Raw genomic sequence first — 16,254 nt, forward strand, 5'->3', positions numbered from 1 at the left:
ATTTTGCAGAAACAGCGCTTGCTGCAACAGGCAGATTCGCGTAAAACTGTCAGCCGCTCTTTCAGCCACGAAAATACAAAATTATGTTTCAGGACAACCCGCTGCTAGCGCAGCTAAAACAGCAACTTCATTCCCAAACACCCCGTGCGGAAGGTGTCGTTAAAGCCACGGAAAAAGGCTTTGGTTTCCTCGAAGTCGATGCGCAAAAAAGCTATTTTATTCCGCCGCCGCAGATGAAAAAAGTGATGCACGGCGATCGTATCATCGCAGTGATCCATACCGAAAAGGAACGCGAATCCGCTGAACCGGAAGAGTTGGTTGAGCCGTTTCTGAGCCGTTTTGTTGGCCGGGTGCAGAAGAAAGATGATCGCCTTTCTATCGTACCTGACCATCCGTTGATTAAAGATGTTATCCCTTGCCGCGCTGAACGTGGCGTAACCCACGATTTCAAAGACGGGGACTGGGCAGTTGCTGAAATGCGCCGTCACCCGCTCAAAGGTGATCGCAGTTTTTATGCTGAGCTGACGCAGTTCATCACCTTTGGCGACGATCATTTCGTGCCATGGTGGGTTACTCTGGCGCGACATAATCTTGAAAAAGAAGCGCCTGACGGCGTAGCGACCACGATGCTGGATGAAGGTCTTGAGCGTATCGATTTAACCGCACTGGATTTCGTCACCATCGACAGTGCCAGCACCGAAGATATGGATGATGCGCTGTATGTTACAGAAACCGCTGACGGCAAACTGCAACTGACCGTTGCGATTGCCGATCCGACCGCGTGGATCGCAGAAGGCAGCAAGCTGGATAATATCGCCAAAGTGCGTGCCTTTACCAATTACCTGCCGGGCTTCAACATTCCGATGCTGCCGCGTGAACTGTCTGATGACTTGTGTTCGCTGCGCGCCAATGAAGTTCGCCCGGTGCTGGCCTGCCGTATGACCTTAGATGCGCAAGGCGCTATCGAAGATAATATCGAATTCTTTGCGGCGACCATTACATCCAAAGCCAAGCTGGTGTACGACGACGTCTCCGACTGGCTGGAGAACAGCGGCTCCTGGCAGCCGCAGAACGACGCTATCGCCGCTCAAATTCGCCTGCTGCATCGCGTATGCCTGGCACGTTCTCAATGGCGTCAGACTCATGCGTTGGTCTTCAAAGACCGCCCTGATTATCGCTTTATTCTTGGCGAAAAAGGCGAAGTGCTGGATATCGTTGCCGAGCCGCGTCGAATTGCCAACCGTATCGTCGAAGAGTCAATGATTGCCGCCAATATTTGCGCTGCCCGCGTGTTACGCGACAAGCTCGGTTTTGGTATTTACAACGTGCATATGGGCTTTGATCCGGCAAATAGCGAACAGCTTGCCACGCTGTTGAAAGGCCACGGTATGCACGTGGATGCGGAAGAAGTGCTGACACTGGATGGCTTCTGTAAGCTGCGCCGCGAGCTGGATGCACAGCCTTCTGGTTTCCTCGACAGTCGCATTCGCCGTTTCCAGTCCTTTGCGGAAATCAGCGTCGATCCAGGTCCACATTTCGGTCTGGGCCTCGAAGCTTATGCCACCTGGACTTCCCCTATTCGTAAGTATGGCGACATGATTAACCATCGTCTGCTGAAAGCGGTAATCAAAGGCGAAACGGCAGCGCGTCCTCAAGCGGAAGCGACCGTACAGATGGCTGAACGTCGTCGTCTGAACCGCATGGCTGAACGCGATGTCGGCGACTGGTTGTATGCTCGCTTCCTGCAGAACAAAGCAGGTACCGAGGCCCGTTTTAGCGCTGAGATTATCGATATCAGCCGTGGCGGCATGCGTGTTCGTCTGGTGGATAATGGTGCGATTGCCTTTATCCCGGCGCCGTTCCTTCATGCAGTACGCGATGAGTTAGTGTGCAGTCAGGAAACCGGGACTGTGCAAATTAAAGGCGAAACCGTTTATAAAGTGACTGACGTTATTGATGTCACCATTGCGGAAGTTCGTATGGAAACGCGGAGTATTATCGCGCGTCCAGCCGCCTGATAACTCACGTTGTTTTGCTCCCTCAGCCGTACCGAGGGAGCAAATATTAGTTTGTGAAAGCGATAACACCCTCATTTTTTTTCAAATCCCCACAAAAAGCGTTAAAAGCGACCACAATAAAAATAACTTTGCGCATTTTTGCGGCGTTTTATGCATTTTTTCGCACCTGCTGTTCTTTTGTCCGGGGCCCGTTCTATTATAAGATTGTAAATAAAAACAATACCTTCATCCCTGATTACCCCTTAATAAATGGGGGTTAATCCGTCATTAGATGAGTAACCGTTGCGCTTTTTGGTGGGTTGGGAGACAGCATGAAAGACGATCAGGAACAGAATTTACTGTTTCGTTACCTGGGTTCCAGCAGCCCATTCTGGCGATTGACCGCTGATAGCAACGCGTTACATTTCGCTCCTGATGAAGAGTCTGAATCAAGTCAGGTGGTGACACTGAATGATGAGCAGGCAGCACAGTTACGACAAATGACCGTTATTACTTCCAGCCTGACCATGCATATTTCATTATTTGGCGATAACGTTCCTGTACATTTAGTCGGCCGGAAAATTAATAAAACCGAGTGGGCCGGAACCGCATCGGCATGGAATGACACGTCGTCCGTGGCGCGGGATTTGGTGCAGGGTCTCTCCTTTGCCGAACAGGTTGTTTCCGAAGCCAATTCTGTGATCGTCATCCTCGACCGCCATGGCAATATCCAGCGTTTTAACCGACTTTGTGAAGAATATACGGGATTAAAAGAGCAAGAGGTCATTGGGCAAAACGTTTTTAAACTCTTTATGAGCCATAACGAGGCCGAAGCCTCTAAACGCAATACCTCTGAATTCTTCCGTAACGGCGCGTCTTATGAAGTTGAACGCTGGATTAAGACGCGAAAAGGGCAGCGCCTGTTTTTATTTCGTAATAAATTTGTCCATAGCGGCAGCGGAAAAAACGAAATCTTCCTTATTTGTTCCGGTACAGATATTACCGAAGAGCGTCGGGCACAAGAGCGTTTACGGGTTTTAGCGAATACCGACACGATCACTGGTTTACCCAATCGTAATGCTATTCACGAATTAATCAGCAACGCGATTGATAATCGTGGCGACACGCAAATTGGTATCGTTTATCTGGACCTGGATAATTTTAAGAAAGTAAACGATGCCTATGGTCATATGTTCGGCGATCAACTTTTACAGGCCGTGGCGCTGGCGATTTTAAGTTGTCTGGATGAAGGCCAGACTCTTGCGCGCCTGGGCGGTGACGAATTTATCGTTCTGGCGACAGATTCGTCACAGAGCGCGCTGGAGGCGATGGCCTCTCGTATAATCACCCGTCTGCGCCAGCCCTTCCGGATTGGCCTTATCGAGATTTACACCGGTTGTTCGCTGGGGATCTCCCTTGCCCCACTGCATGGTAACGATCGCGAAAGTATTATTCGCAACGCCGATACCGCAATGTATATCGCAAAAGAAAACGGACGCGGAAAGTTTTGTGTTTTCACCCCGGAAATGAACCAGCGGGTTTTCGAATATTTATGGCTCGATACCAATCTGCGTAAAGCACTCGATAATGACCAACTGGTCATTCACTATCAGCCCAAAGTGACCTGGCGCGGCGAAGTGCGCAGCCTTGAAGCACTGGTCCGATGGCAATCGCCGGAACGCGGGTTAATCCCGCCACAGGATTTTATTGCGTATGCTGAAGAGTCGGGGCTGATCGTTCCGCTGGGACGCTGGGTTATGCTGGATGTCGTGCGTCAGGTCGCGAAATGGCGCGATAAGGGCATCAATTTGCGTGTGGCGGTAAACGTTTCAGCGCGACAGCTGGCGGACCAGTCGATATTCAGCGATTTGAAACAGGCTTTGCATGATCTGAATTTCGAATATTGCCCTATCGACGTTGAATTGACAGAAAGTTGCCTGATTGAAAACGAGGATCTGGCGCTGTCAGTCATTCAACAGTTCAGCGACCTGGGCTCACAGGTACATCTCGACGACTTTGGCACCGGTTACTCTTCCCTGTCGCAACTGGCGCGTTTCCCTATCGATGCGATAAAACTTGATCAATCCTTCGTTAAGGATATCCATAAACAATCTGTCTCGCAGTCGCTGGTGCGGGCGATTGTTGCGGTAGCACAGGCGCTGAACTTGCAGGTAATTGCGGAAGGGGTTGAAAACGCGAAAGAAGACGCCTTCCTTACCAAGAACGGCGTCAACGAACGGCAGGGATTCTTATTTGCTAAACCCATGCCCGCTGCCGTATTCGAGCGATGGTATAAGCGCTATCAGGCGCGAAAAAAGCGCTAACTGGCTTTACTTAAACTGGTGGACGAATGACGGTTCTGTAACTGCACCAGACGTTCCATATAGGCCACGTCTTTAGGTTGCAGGCAGAAGGCGGCATCAACCCAGTCTTCGGTAATGTCCATGAGCTCACTACGAGGCAGTTGCATCACACGCTGACGCGCTCGTAACATCGCGCGGACGCCATTGAGCCGGGGTTGCAGCGTATCGATAAACGTACGAACAGCCAGATAGCTTTGCCCGGGTTCAAAAAGCTGATCCACCAGCCCATGCTGCGCATACCATTCCGCGGTGTGGGATTCGCCTTTATAAATGAGCTCCTCCGCCAGCTTCATCCCTGAGCGCCGGGCCACCAGCGAATACCCCCCCATACCCGGGAACAAGTTAAAGGCAATTTCCGGAAAACCGAGGCGAGCATCGCGTTGCGCCAGTAAAAAATGGTGCGCCAGCGCCGCTTCAAAACCGCCGCCTAACGCACTACCTTCGACCATGGCCAGCGTAATTGCGCCAGTATCAAACCCGCGCGACGCCGCATGTACGCAATCGACACAAGCACGAGCATACGCACGCAGTGCTTCCCGGCGACCATTTTGAATGCACTCAACGAAAAAATTCAGATCGCCCCCCGCATTGTACATACCGGGAACCAGCGAGCCCGTTACCCAAAAGTCCACGGCAAATCCCGCTTGTCGGACAAGCCAGGAGATGTTCATGATCTCTTCGATTAACACATGGTTAAAGCAGGGTCGTGGCTGAGCGCGCAACATCATCCATACTGTGCGACGCTCTTCTTCGTAGTAACCCGAAAGTTGCGTAAAACGTTCATTATCCGTAAAAAGTTTACACGTAGCCTGGTTGATAACTGTCATAGACTTACTCCTCCGGTAAAAAAGCGCGGTGTGCGCAGAGCAAGACTAATCCAGCAGCAACCTTAGCTGTATGTAACTTAATGAATATATAATTAGTACTTATAATATTTTGAGATTTCGCTTTTCCCCTTCTCTTTTTAAACTATTTTCTGCATCATTCAATGTGTTAATTTTCAAACATAAAGGTGAAGACATGGCCGACATTGATGTAAAGCAACTGACGGGACGGCTTGATACCGTGCTGGATATTCTGGTTGCGGGCGACTACCAATCCGCCATTCGTAACCTGGAAATTCTGAAGGCTGAATTACAGCACCTCGATAATGCGGATAAATCCGCGTCTGCCGGCAACCCTAAAACACCCTGGGAAGTCTGACTGATACCCCTCTCGCGATAGCGGACCACAGGAACATGGCGCCGTTATAGCTTTTTATTAATAGACGTAACGACTCTGAAAGTAGTGGCTATGAATTCCCGACAACAACTAATACTGCAAACGGTAATTGATAAGGGACGGATGAGCGTTTCGGATCTGTCAAAAATGACAGGCGTTTCCGAAGTGACCATCCGACAGGACCTCAATACCCTTGAAAAACAGAGTTACCTGCGTCGTACGCATGGTTTTGCCGTGCCGCTGGATAGCGATGACGTCGAAACGCGCATGATGAATAACTACACCGTGAAGCGGGAGCTGGCAGATTACGCCGCGTCGCTGGTGAGTGACGGCGAAACGGTTTTCATCGAAAACGGTAGCTGCAATGCTCTGCTGGCCCGCCGCCTGGGTGAGCAATCTGGCATCACCATTATCACCGTCAGTAGCTATATCGCGCACTTGCTTAAAGATGCGCTGTGCGACGTTATTCTGCTGGGCGGTATTTACCAGAAGAAAAGTGAAAGTGTTGTCGGCCCCCTCACCCGGCAATATGTTCAGCAAGTGCATTTCAGCAAGGCATTTATTGGCATTGATGGGTGGCTACCTGACACCGGTTTTACTGGCAGAGATATGATGCGCTCTGACGTGGTTAACGCCGTGCTGGAAAAAGGCAGTGAAGCCATTGTCCTGACAGATAGTTCAAAATTTGGCGCAGTGCATCCGTACACACTGGGCGTGGGCAGTCGCTTTAACCGCGTGATCACTGACGCCAGTATTCCCGCTGATGCTCAGCGCCAGTTGCAGGAATCAGGCCTTATCGTCGATATCGTCAACGCAGCCGCCTTGCTTTAATAGAAACAGCCCGCTCAGCCGGGCTATCTCCTTCATATCTGAGACTATTCCGACCCGCCAATTAAGACTATTTACCCTGCCGGTAAAGATGTTCAGACGTAAAATTATATTCAGCGATATAACAGGACGTGACTATCACACGCGTGAATTTAGTAACACCTGCGCCACAAGGTTTAACGGAAAGTCTTTAGGACGGGCTACAGGCACTATACTTAAAGAGAACACTTTCCGTGAATCAACTATTCAGGAGAAAGTATGATGATGTTAACAAGCAAAAAAATGGCAGCTGCTCTGCTGGCTGTAACCCTGGCGATGTCTCTGAGCGCATGCGGTCACTGGTCTAAACGCGATCGTAATACCGCAATCGGTGCCGGCGCGGGTGCTTTGGGTGGTGCTGTCTTAACGGATGGTAGCACACTGGGTACACTGGGTGGCGCGGCGGTTGGTGGTATTATCGGTCACCAGGTTGGTAAATAATTCATTTCATCACGGCACTTAAAACAGAATAAAAGATACTTTCTTTCAGGTCTGAATACGCAGTGTAAAAAAGCCGCGATAATTATCGCGGCTTTTCTCTTTGGCAGTAATTTTACCCGCCTGCCAGTTTAACTTTCATGCCTTTCGCTTCCAGTAGCGATTTAAGCAAATCGCGCTTGTCGCCCTGAATTTCAATGACACCATCTTTTACTGAGCCACCGCAGCCGCATTTCTTTTTAAGTTCTGCCGCCAGGGTCGCAAGCACAGCATCATCACCTTCAACACCTGTGATCAGGCATACCCCTTTCCCTTTGCGGCCGCTGGTCTGACGCTGTATGCGTACAACACCATCGCCTTTGGCGCGCTCAACAGGAGCTTTTTCTTCATTGATGCGTCCGGTTTCGGTGGAATAGACCAGACGGCTATTATTATCGCTCATCATACCCCCAGGCCAAGAGAGACATTAATATCGCGCAGTGTCTGTGCCGGATTTGCAGATTGCGTCACCGGGCGACCAATGACCATATAGTCTACACCGACCGCCAGCGCCTGTTCCGGGGTCATAATACGCCGTTGATCGCCCACCTCACTGCCCTGCGGGCGAATACCGGGTGTCACCAGCTTAAATTGTTGACCAAAAGCGGCTTTAAATCGCACCGCCTCTTGTGCAGAGCAGACTACGCCATCCAGACCACATTGCTGAGTCAAGCCCGCCAGACGTTCTGCGTATTCGGCAGGGGTTGCGCTAATACCCAGCCCTTGCAGATCGCTGGCTTCCATACTGGTGAGCACCGTTACCGCAATGAGAAGCGGTGCATCATTACCGAAAGGAACCAGCGCTTCTTTGGCAGCAGTCATCATACGCGCGCCACCAGAAGCATGTACGTTTACCATCCACACGCCTAAATCTGCTGCTGCTTTTACCGCATGCGCTGCCGTATTCGGGATGTCATGAAATTTTAAGTCCAGGAACACGTCAAAACCGCGTTCTTGCAGATCGCGAACCAGTTGCGGGCCAAACAGTGTGAACATCTCTTTGCCGACTTTCAGCCTGCAATCACGGGGATCGATACGATCGACAAAGGCCAGGGCCTTATCACGGTTATCGTAGTCAAGCGCAACCACGACCGGAGAAGAAGTTAACGCGCGGGAAATAGATGAAGCAGTAGACGTCATGATGAGACCTTCTTTGATGAGGGCACCCGCTCAGGCGCGAATAATAAACGGCGAGCATTCTACCTGTGCTAAAGCGGAATTGACAGGTTCCATTCACCCACTGCCAGGCTATATTTATGCGGAGGTCAGGTATGCGTAGTGAACTCATAATTAGTATGTTGTAACTAAAAAAGATTTTTTTTAAAAACTACTGCCCGTCGAGACCACGGATAGGCTTAACGGTCGACCAGGCACGGCATGACGGACAATGCCAGTACATGGTAAAGGCAGTAAAACCGCATTTATGGCAGCGATAACGCGGCTTGCTGCGAATTTGCTCACCCACCATATCGCGCAGCACCATCAGGCTCTCTTTAGCACGGCCTTCTTCCGCTTCGTTCAGATGGTAATCCATTAACTTGTGGAAAACGCGCATCGTCGGATGGCGCTGCAATTGCCGCGTGACGTACAGTTGGGCAGGATCCTGCCCTTCGCGGCTCTCCATGATTTCCGCCAGCATCAATTCCGCTGTTGCGCCCGTATTCTCTTCAACACAGCGCTGGAGGAACGCAGCCCATTCATCTTGCTTACCCAGATGCTGATAGCACACTTGCAGCATTTCCAGCGTTTCGCTGACCAGTTCCTTATCCTGATCGATAACACGTAAAAGGCTCTCTACTGCTTTAGCGTATTCCCCTTTCGCCATAAACACGCGTCCCGTCATGATCGACACGCGCGGGCTATCGCGGTCGGCGGCAGCACCTTTTTTCAGCAAGGCCATCGCCCTGTCCATATCGTCATTACCCATTTGCTGTAACGCCAGTTCACAGTAAAAATGGGCAATTTCGCCTCGCTGTTTATCTTTACCCAACTTCACCAGCCGCTCCGCGACATCGATGGCTTTCTGCCAGTCACTGGTAGCCTGATAAATCTGCAGTAGCTGCTGGAGTGCACTGATACGGAAATCGGTCTCATCAACCAGTTGATTGAACATATCTTCCGCGCGGTCATACATCCCTGCGGCCATATAATCACGGCCCAGTTGCTGTACGGCAAGTAATCGCTGGTCATAAGAGAGCGACGCGCTTTCCATCAGGGTCTGGTGAATGCGGATCGCGCGATCGACTTCGCCGCGCGAACGGAACAGGTTTCCGAGGGTAAGATGGGCTTCGACAGTGCCGGTATCCTCTTTGAGCATGTCGAGGAACAGGTCCACCGCCTTGTCTTGTTGGTTGCTCAGAAGCAGGTTCATCCCGGCTACGTAATCACGCGATAGCCGGTTTGCCTCGTCCTGCTTAGTTTGTTGAGCATTTCTGCGCCCCATGTACCAGCCGTATGCAGCCGCAACAGGTAACAACAGAAACAACAACTCCAACATATACGATTATTCCTTTACTACCGGCGTACCGGGATTCACAGCAGCCGTGGTAGCAGGCGCGAGTTGATGCTCAAGACGTTTAATTTTCCGCTCCGCACGCGCGAGAGAAACGCGTACGCGCAACCAGAACAGGCCACAAATCAGCCAGCCAATGACAAAACCGGCGGCAAAAAGGATAGCCAGCAACGTCGAAATGCGATATTCGCCCTGGGCAAGCAGATAATTGAAGGTCACCTGCTGATCGTTTTGTGCACCAAGCGTGACCGAAACGACAAAAATCGCCAGCACCAATAAGAAAATGAGTAAATATTTCACATTACTTCCCGTTATGTGGTTGTGAGCGAATAAGTTATGTTCAACTGACTGCATCCAGCCTTATAAACTACCATTTTAGCGTCGGACGCGAAACGGAAATGCGTAACACCTCATACTGATTTAGGGTCTAAACGCAGAATTTCAACTTTACTGCTCTCTTTCGGCGATTTCCTGCTTCTCTTCGACGGGGGGAGTCAGCGGTCCACAAAGACGTTGCGCAAGCCAGGAAGCGATCGTTACCAGTATCCAGGAGATGAGGGTCGCGACGACCAGATCACGAGGCCAGTGCATCCCCAGCACTAATCGGCTGCCCATTACACTTGTTGCCCACACCAGCAGCACAACAATGGTCCAGGTCCGACGACGTGGCCAAAGCAAGCCGACCCCCAGAAGCGCCCAACTGGCGGCAAACATGGTATGGCCTGATGGGAACGCAAACCCCGTTTCGTTTTGCCAGTGTTTACGTAAAAACACGGGAATGTCCGTCTGATTGATCAATTGTGTTTCCACAAGTCGGCTACGTGCTTTACGTTTGAGACTGTAAAATTCATCGGACTGAATATTATGTGTTTTTTCAAGCCAGACCACAAATGGCCGGGGTTCCTGCACCCGCTCTTTCACCCAGGATTTAACGCCCTGGCCTGCAAGGATCGCGCAGCCCAGAATAGCAAACAGCACAAGCGCGGCTTTTAATCGAAAACGCAGACACCACAAAAACCAGCCGCAAAGAATCACATGCGTAATAATGCCCCAGGGCTGAGTTACGGTCTCCGTCATCCAGTACATTGCGCGCAGCCACGCACCGTTTTCACCCGGCTCCCAGCGCCAGCCGGATATCCATACGGCGACAGGCATGATTAACAGTATTCCCGCACCGACTGTCGTGCGCTTTGCAATAGAAAACATCGCTTCTCCTTTGATCTGTGGCTTCACAATCATAACTGATAAATAACATTTTCGGGAAAAGTGCCAGATTTGTGCGTTTTAACAGCAATGCGTCAGGAGGTGGTTAGTGATGTAAAGCGCGTTGTGGCAAAATAAAGAGATACAAAAGGCCAGTTGTCTGACGGCCAGCATAAATCTGGAGAATCACATGCAGCTTAAACGTGTGGCAGAAGCCAAACTGCCAACCCCATGGGGCGATTTCCTGATGGTGGGTTTTGAAGAACTGGCAACCGGACAGGATCATGTTGCGCTTGTCTATGGAGATATTTCCGGGCAGTTACCGGTTCTGGCGCGGGTCCATTCGGAATGCCTTACGGGTGACGCGCTGTTCAGCTTACGCTGCGATTGCGGTTTCCAGCTTGAAGCGGCATTAACGCATATTGCCGAAGAAGGCCGTGGCGTGTTGCTTTACCACCGCCAGGAAGGTCGCAATATCGGGCTGCTCAATAAGATTCGCGCCTATGCGCTCCAGGATCAGGGCTATGACACCGTCGAAGCAAACCATCAGTTAGGATTTGCCGCCGATGAGCGTGACTTCACCCTGTGTGCTGATATGTTCAAACTGCTGGGCGTGGATGAAGTGCGTCTGTTGACCAATAACCCGCTCAAAGTCGAGATCCTCACCGAAGCCGGTATCAATATCGTGGAACGTGTGCCGCTGATTGTCGGACGCAATCCGAAAAATGCCCACTACCTCGATACCAAAGCCGCGAAAATGGGACACCTGCTTAGCGAGTAGTGCTGACTATGCCGGGTAACGGTCACGCTGCTACCCGGCATCACCACCGTTTAATGCAGCATATTGCGGATCACATAGTGCAGGATGCCGTCATTCTGGTAGTAGGTCAGCTCTGTTGAAGTATCGATACGACAACGACAATTCACTGTCTCTTGCGTACCGTCTGCACGGGTTAATGTCACCGGAATGGTTGCACCAGGTTTGAGCTGATTAAGCCCGGCGATATCCAGTTTCTCTTCCCCGGTCAGTCCCAGCGTTTTACGCGTTGCGCCTTGCGGAAACTCCAGCGGTAAAATGCCCATCCCAATCAGGTTTGAGCGGTGGATACGTTCAAAAGATTCCGCAATCACCACCCGCACACCCAACAGGCGTGGACCTTTTGCCGCCCAGTCGCGACTGGAACCGGAACCGTACTCTTTACCGGCAATGACCGCAAGCGGCGTCCCCTGCTGCTGATAGCGCATTGCTGCATCATAGATAGCAACCACTTCTTCTCCCGGTAAATAACGGGTCATTCCTCCTTCCACACCGGGAACCATTTCGTTACGAATGCGGATATTTGCAAACGTTCCGCGCATCATGACTTCATGGTTGCCACGACGCGAGCCATAAGAGTTGAAGTCCCGCCGCTCTACCCCATGGCTTTGCAGATAACGACCTGCGGGGCTATCGGCTTTAATGCTACCCGCTGGCGAGATATGGTCGGTAGTGACGGAATCGCCAAGCATGGCCAGAATACGTGCGCCGTGAATATCCTCAACCGGTTTCGGAATCGCGCCCATATCCTCAAAGAACGGGGAGAGACGAATATAGGTAGAATCATTCTGCCAGCCGAAGGTGTCCGAGCTTTCCACCTCAATGGCTTTCCATTCCTGCGTCCCTTCAAACACTTCCGCGTATTCTTTGCGGAACATATCGGTGGAGACTTGCTCGACGGCGCGGGCGATCTCCTGGCTGGACGGCCAGATATCTTTCAGATAGACCGGATCACCTTTACGATCATGACCCAACGGATCCGTGGCCAGATTAATGTTCATGTTACCCGCCAGCGCATAGGCCACCACCAGAGGCGGTGATGCCAGCCAGTTGGTCTTCACCAGCGGATGGATGCGCCCTTCGAAGTTCCGGTTACCCGACAGCACCGCGCCAACCGTCAGATCCCCCTGCCTGATAGCCTGTTCGATAGGTTCGGGCAGTGGCCCCGAGTTCCCGATACAGGTGGTACAACCGTATCCTACCAGGTTGAATCCCAACTCATCGAGATAAGGTGTCAATTTCGCCTGAGCAAGATAATCAGACACCACTTTAGAGCCTGGCGCCAGTGAGGCTTTCACCCATGGCTGACGTTTTAAACCAGCCTTCACGGCATTTTTTGCCAGCAAACCGGCAGCCATCAGGACGCTGGGATTCGAGGTGTTGGTACATGAGGTAATCGCGGAGATCACGACAGCGCCGTCAGGCAACTCATGTTTTTCACCTTTGAAGACGTATTCTACTGGCTTGCGGTCTTTCTGGGCGGTGTTGAGTTCAAGTTCAGAGCTGGCAGCAAAGGCTTTCGGCACATCACCCAGAGCCACACGGTCCTGAGGACGTTTCGGCCCGGCAAGGCTGGCTTCAACATCATCCATATTCAGTTCAAGCGTACTGGTGAAGACGGGCTCGTCGCCCGGGTTACGCCACATCCCCTGCGCTTTAGCGTAGGCTTCAACCAGGAGAACTTGCTCTTCGCTGCGTCCACTGAGACGCATGTATTCCAGTGTCACGCCATCAATAGGGAAAAAGCCGCAGGTTGCGCCATATTCTGGCGCCATATTGGCGATCGTCGCCCGGTCAGCCAGAGGCAGCGAATCCAGACCGTCGCCGTAAAATTCGACGAATTTTCCTACTACGCCATGCTTGCGCAGCATTTGGGTTACGGTCAACACGAGGTCAGTGGCGGTGATCCCCTCACGTAATTTACCGCTCAGTTTGAACCCCACCACATCAGGAATCAGCATCGAGACGGGCTGGCCCAGCATAGCCGCTTCGGCTTCAATTCCCCCGACGCCCCATCCCAGCACGCCGAGACCGTTGATCATCGTGGTATGTGAGTCGGTTCCTACCAGGGTGTCAGGATAAGCAACCCACTCTTTGTCCTGTAATTCACTCCATACCGCTTTGCCCAGATATTCCAGATTGACCTGGTGGCAAATTCCGGTACCCGGCGGTACGACACTAAAACGGCTGAACGCCTGTTGTCCCCAGCGTAGAAAAACATAGCGCTCGTGATTACGCTCCATTTCAAGGCGAACATTCTCCTCGAAAGCGTCGTCGTCACCAAAATGATCGACAGTGACAGAGTGGTCAATGACGAGGTCAACCGGGGAAAGGGGATTCACTTTAGCAGTATCGCCACCGAGGCGTTTAACCGCTTCACGCATGGCGGCAAGATCGACCACGGCGGGTACGCCGGTAAAGTCTTGCATCAAAACGCGGGCGGGACGGTAAGCGATTTCACGATCGGCATGGGCTGTTTTCAGCCATCCCGCCAGGGCTCGTATATCTTCTTCTGTGACAGAATCGTCATCCTGCCAGCGCAGGAGATTCTCGAGTAACACTTTTAGCGACTTGGGTAGACGCGCAATATCCCCAAGTTCCTTTGCGGCCAGCGGCAAGCTGTAGTAGTGATACGTTTTATTCTCTGCCTGCAACGTGTCCTTACTGGCTTCGCGTAGGGTTGACGACATAAGCTCCTCCTTAATAACAGGGATAGCGAAACCCTGAGGCTTATCAGGGTCTGTATTAAAGATAACACAAACATGTCGTAACGTTTTTATAACAACTCAAAAGGCTAAATCTTGATGTCATGCGGGCAAGTGCTGGAGAGTAAAAGCAAAAAACCTCGCCTGGGCGAGGTTTTCATTGATTAGAACAACCATATCCGGATGAGCTCCCCCCAAAACAACAGGGAAAAAGAAAACGCGCTCACCCATGACCAGTATTTAACAGAACGACGATTATTCATCATATACACACCAGAGAATGTATTCATTAAAGATGCGTTGATACGCAATTTATTATTGCTGTGGTGTATTTATTTAGTAGTACACAAGTACACATCAGAGTGACGAGATAATTTCCTCATGACTTCTAATGATAATAATTATTGTTTTGGCACTTCGTCTTCCGCGAAGGTGTCAATAAACGCCTGTTGCTGTGGCGTCAATTTCCAGGACGCCGGTACCGTAGTTGAAGCTTGCGGTTTCGCTGCTTGTGGTTTGTCATGCGGATGACACACTTGCTTCACTGGCTCAGAGCGACCTGTTACAGCCATTTTAACCCCAGAATTTCCAGATAATTAACGCTACCACGACCCAAAAGACGGCAGAACCCAGAAATACCGCCAGCCACGCTTTACGCTTGAGCTGCGGGTCCCTTTGCGGTTCTTCGCTTCCTGATGGCATTGCTAACCTCGTACAATCGACATCACTTATCATTTCAGGCACCAACAATCGGTACAATTAATCATGGATGAGATAAATCCTAAAGAAACTTTAGTCGAAAAGCTAGTGAATTTACGCAACCTGTTCAAAGAATATTTAATCTTTTGACCGCAAATAAATTATTGAAGTGAAAAATTTGCGCGGGGGCAATTTAGTTTCTATGTTTGTCGCAAATTTACGCCAGATTAAGAAACAGGAGGGAAAATCAATCAGGCAAAAGTATGAGTTGAAAATAAGAGAATGATAACGGTAATTCGACTTAGGGAAGGTTAAGGGGCTCCTTTTACTATAAAAGGCTACCCCGCTAATCATTATTTTTCCGGAAGTTTAATGTCCTTAAACATCGCCTCAATATCTTCATTCGAACGTAACGCCACGGCGGCATCAACCACATCACGCGTCAGATGCGGCGCAAAGCGCTGAATGAAATCATACATATAGCTGCGCAAAAACGTGCTGCGGCGAAAGCCTATCTTGGTCGTGCTATGGCTGAAAATTTCCTGCGCATCCAGTTTTACCAGATCCGGGTCAGAGATCGGGTCGACAGCCATGCTGGCAATGACCCCCACCCCAAGCCCCAGGCGCACATAGGTTTTGATAACGTCAGCATCGGTCGCCGTAAAGACGATTCGCGGCGATAGCCCAGCCCGGTTGAACGCGGTATCCAGCTCAGAGCGTCCGGTAAAACCAAAGGTGTAAGTGACCAGCGGGTATTGTGCCAATTCTTCAATCGACACCGATGGCTTACCGGCCAGCGGATGGTCGGGGGTAACCACAATCGAGCGATTCCAGTGGTAGCATGGCAGCATCACCAGGTCGTCATAGAGATGCAGTGCTTCGGTCGCGATAGCAAAATCCGCATTGCCTTTGGAGACAGCTTCCGCAATTTGCGTTGGCGATCCCTGATGCATATGTAACGAGACCCGAGGATAACGTTCGATGAATCCCTTAATGACGTTGGGTAGAGCGTAACGCGCCTGCGTGTGGGTGGTCGCAACATAGAGCGAGCCTTTATCCGGCCAGGTGTGCTCCCCCGCCACGGATTTAATGGCGTCCACTTTAGAGAGAACTTCCCGGGCAATACGGATGATCTCCTGTCCGGCTGGCGTCACCTGAGTGAGGTGTTTACCACTGCGAGCAAAGATCTGGATCCCCAGTTCATCTTCCAGCATGCGAACTTGCTTACTGATGCCTGGCTGGGAGGTGTAAAGACCTTCTGCGGTTGAGGAGACGTTGAGGTTGTGGTTTACCACTTCAACGATATAGCGAAGCTGCTGTAATTTCATGAAAGACCATCCAAATTCGCGCAAACGGGCAATCGCTTAAGACGATTTCATAATAAAAAAAGATT

At 50.9% G+C, this 16,254-nt stretch carries 17 protein-coding genes; 6 read left to right on the top strand and 11 right to left on the bottom strand.

Translation table 11 applies throughout. The features are described from left to right. The first annotated feature begins 83 nt into the window (after nucleotides 1–83). The gene (locus AB182_RS13015; RefSeq protein ID WP_047370472.1) at nucleotides 84–2,018 is read left to right on the top strand and encodes an exoribonuclease II; all 1,935 of its coding nucleotides are present in this window, start codon (nucleotides 84–86) and stop codon (nucleotides 2,016–2,018) included. A gap of 311 nt (nucleotides 2,019–2,329) precedes the next feature. After that, nucleotides 2,330–4,321, top strand: coding sequence for a cyclic di-GMP phosphodiesterase (pdeR, locus tag AB182_RS13020; RefSeq protein ID WP_047370473.1), 1,992 nt, complete (start codon nucleotides 2,330–2,332; stop codon nucleotides 4,319–4,321). Here the strand turns inward: pdeR and AB182_RS13025 are convergent. After that, the gene (locus AB182_RS13025) at nucleotides 4,318–5,187 is read right to left on the bottom strand and encodes a crotonase/enoyl-CoA hydratase family protein (RefSeq protein ID WP_047370474.1); all 870 of its coding nucleotides are present in this window, start codon (nucleotides 5,185–5,187) and stop codon (nucleotides 4,318–4,320) included. The genes pdeR and AB182_RS13025 overlap by 4 nt on opposite strands. Nucleotides 5,188–5,380: 193 nt before the next feature. Here AB182_RS13025 and yciZ point away from each other — a divergent pair, with 193 nt between their 5' ends. The 3 genes from yciZ to osmB all read left to right on the top strand — a co-directional run bounded on the left by yciZ (nucleotide 5,381) and on the right by osmB (nucleotide 6,889). Then, nucleotides 5,381–5,563, top strand: coding sequence for a protein YciZ/DeoL (gene yciZ / locus AB182_RS13030; protein WP_047370475.1), 183 nt, complete (start codon nucleotides 5,381–5,383; stop codon nucleotides 5,561–5,563). 90 nt (nucleotides 5,564–5,653) lie between these two features. Further along, nucleotides 5,654–6,412 (top strand): DNA-binding transcriptional regulator YciT, encoded by a 759-nt coding sequence (gene yciT / locus AB182_RS13035; protein WP_047370476.1) that lies wholly within the window; start codon nucleotides 5,654–5,656, stop codon nucleotides 6,410–6,412. A 258-nt stretch (nucleotides 6,413–6,670) separates the two neighbouring features. After that, entirely contained in the window at nucleotides 6,671–6,889 is a 219-nt protein-coding gene (gene osmB / locus AB182_RS13040; RefSeq protein WP_039076988.1) for an osmotically-inducible lipoprotein OsmB, read from the top strand. A 112-nt stretch (nucleotides 6,890–7,001) separates the two neighbouring features. Here the strand turns inward: osmB and yciH are convergent, their stop codons facing one another. The 5 genes from yciH to pgpB all read right to left on the bottom strand — a co-directional run bounded on the left by yciH (nucleotide 7,002) and on the right by pgpB (nucleotide 10,643). After that, the gene (yciH, locus tag AB182_RS13045) at nucleotides 7,002–7,328 is read right to left on the bottom strand and encodes a stress response translation initiation inhibitor YciH (RefSeq protein ID WP_047370477.1); all 327 of its coding nucleotides are present in this window, start codon (nucleotides 7,326–7,328) and stop codon (nucleotides 7,002–7,004) included. Beyond that, entirely contained in the window at nucleotides 7,328–8,065 is a 738-nt protein-coding gene (gene pyrF / locus AB182_RS13050; protein ID WP_047370478.1) for an orotidine-5'-phosphate decarboxylase, read from the bottom strand. Before pyrF ends, yciH begins: the two co-directional genes overlap by 1 nt. A gap of 187 nt (nucleotides 8,066–8,252) precedes the next feature. After that, nucleotides 8,253–9,422 (bottom strand): lipopolysaccharide assembly protein LapB, encoded by a 1,170-nt coding sequence (gene lapB / locus AB182_RS13055; protein WP_047370479.1) that lies wholly within the window; start codon nucleotides 9,420–9,422, stop codon nucleotides 8,253–8,255. 6 nt (nucleotides 9,423–9,428) lie between these two features. Next, nucleotides 9,429–9,737, bottom strand: a complete 309-nt coding sequence (locus AB182_RS13060) for a LapA family protein (protein ID WP_047370480.1) — start codon at nucleotides 9,735–9,737, stop codon at nucleotides 9,429–9,431. Nucleotides 9,738–9,884: 147 nt separating this feature from the next. Continuing rightward, nucleotides 9,885–10,643, bottom strand: a complete 759-nt coding sequence (gene pgpB / locus AB182_RS13065) for a phosphatidylglycerophosphatase B (RefSeq protein WP_047370481.1) — start codon at nucleotides 10,641–10,643, stop codon at nucleotides 9,885–9,887. A 187-nt stretch (nucleotides 10,644–10,830) separates the two neighbouring features. On the opposite strand from pgpB, the gene ribA reads away from it, so the two are divergent. Further along, the gene (gene ribA / locus AB182_RS13070; RefSeq protein WP_047370482.1) at nucleotides 10,831–11,421 is read left to right on the top strand and encodes a GTP cyclohydrolase II; all 591 of its coding nucleotides are present in this window, start codon (nucleotides 10,831–10,833) and stop codon (nucleotides 11,419–11,421) included. 50 nt (nucleotides 11,422–11,471) lie between these two features. On the opposite strand, the gene acnA is transcribed toward ribA, so the two are convergent. The 5 genes from acnA to cysB all read right to left on the bottom strand — a co-directional run bounded on the left by acnA (nucleotide 11,472) and on the right by cysB (nucleotide 16,189). Continuing rightward, nucleotides 11,472–14,147: an aconitate hydratase AcnA gene (acnA, locus tag AB182_RS13075; protein WP_047370483.1), complete on the bottom strand. Its 2,676-nt coding sequence runs from the start codon at nucleotides 14,145–14,147 to the stop codon at nucleotides 11,472–11,474. A 179-nt stretch (nucleotides 14,148–14,326) separates the two neighbouring features. Continuing rightward, nucleotides 14,327–14,425, bottom strand: a complete 99-nt coding sequence (gene ymiC, locus AB182_RS33020) for a small membrane protein YmiC (RefSeq protein WP_327078458.1) — start codon at nucleotides 14,423–14,425, stop codon at nucleotides 14,327–14,329. A 138-nt stretch (nucleotides 14,426–14,563) separates the two neighbouring features. Further along, entirely contained in the window at nucleotides 14,564–14,734 is a 171-nt protein-coding gene (locus AB182_RS32600; protein ID WP_167337881.1) for a hypothetical protein, read from the bottom strand. Between the two features lies 1 nt (nucleotide 14,735). After that, nucleotides 14,736–14,897: a YmiA family putative membrane protein gene (locus AB182_RS30545; RefSeq protein WP_075203587.1), complete on the bottom strand. Its 162-nt coding sequence runs from the start codon at nucleotides 14,895–14,897 to the stop codon at nucleotides 14,736–14,738. Nucleotides 14,898–15,214: 317 nt separating this feature from the next. Further along, nucleotides 15,215–16,189 carry an HTH-type transcriptional regulator CysB gene (gene cysB, locus AB182_RS13080; RefSeq protein WP_039076931.1) on the bottom strand — a complete coding sequence of 325 codons (975 nt, stop codon included), beginning with the start codon at nucleotides 16,187–16,189 and terminating at the stop codon, nucleotides 15,215–15,217. Nucleotides 16,190–16,254: the final 65 nt, after the last annotated feature.

The sequence above is a fragment of the Phytobacter ursingii genome, assembly GCF_001022135.1.
GTDB classification, from domain to species: domain Bacteria; phylum Pseudomonadota; class Gammaproteobacteria; order Enterobacterales; family Enterobacteriaceae; genus Phytobacter; species Phytobacter ursingii.

Bases quoted from the DNA above. Each gene is read 5' to 3' on its own strand.
- AB182_RS13015 (WP_047370472.1), top strand. From the start codon at position 84: ATGTTTCAGGACAACCCGCTGCTAGCGCAGCTAAAACAGCAACTTCAT.
- pdeR (WP_047370473.1), top strand. From the start codon at position 2,330: ATGAAAGACGATCAGGAACAGAATTTACTGTTTCGTTACCTGGGTTCC.
- AB182_RS13025 (WP_047370474.1), bottom strand. From the start codon at position 5,187: ATGACAGTTATCAACCAGGCTACGTGTAAACTTTTTACGGATAATGAA.
- yciZ (WP_047370475.1), top strand. From the start codon at position 5,381: ATGGCCGACATTGATGTAAAGCAACTGACGGGACGGCTTGATACCGTG.
- yciT (WP_047370476.1), top strand. From the start codon at position 5,654: ATGAATTCCCGACAACAACTAATACTGCAAACGGTAATTGATAAGGGA.
- osmB (WP_039076988.1), top strand. From the start codon at position 6,671: ATGATGTTAACAAGCAAAAAAATGGCAGCTGCTCTGCTGGCTGTAACC.
- yciH (WP_047370477.1), bottom strand. From the start codon at position 7,328: ATGAGCGATAATAATAGCCGTCTGGTCTATTCCACCGAAACCGGACGC.
- pyrF (WP_047370478.1), bottom strand. From the start codon at position 8,065: ATGACGTCTACTGCTTCATCTATTTCCCGCGCGTTAACTTCTTCTCCG.
- lapB (WP_047370479.1), bottom strand. From the start codon at position 9,422: ATGTTGGAGTTGTTGTTTCTGTTGTTACCTGTTGCGGCTGCATACGGC.
- pgpB (WP_047370481.1), bottom strand. From the start codon at position 10,643: ATGTTTTCTATTGCAAAGCGCACGACAGTCGGTGCGGGAATACTGTTA.
- ribA (WP_047370482.1), top strand. From the start codon at position 10,831: ATGCAGCTTAAACGTGTGGCAGAAGCCAAACTGCCAACCCCATGGGGC.
- acnA (WP_047370483.1), bottom strand. From the start codon at position 14,147: ATGTCGTCAACCCTACGCGAAGCCAGTAAGGACACGTTGCAGGCAGAG.
- ymiC (WP_327078458.1), bottom strand. From the start codon at position 14,425: ATGAATAATCGTCGTTCTGTTAAATACTGGTCATGGGTGAGCGCGTTT.
- AB182_RS32600 (WP_167337881.1), bottom strand. From the start codon at position 14,734: ATGGCTGTAACAGGTCGCTCTGAGCCAGTGAAGCAAGTGTGTCATCCG.
- AB182_RS30545 (WP_075203587.1), bottom strand. From the start codon at position 14,897: ATGATAAGTGATGTCGATTGTACGAGGTTAGCAATGCCATCAGGAAGC.
- cysB (WP_039076931.1), bottom strand. From the start codon at position 16,189: ATGAAATTACAGCAGCTTCGCTATATCGTTGAAGTGGTAAACCACAAC.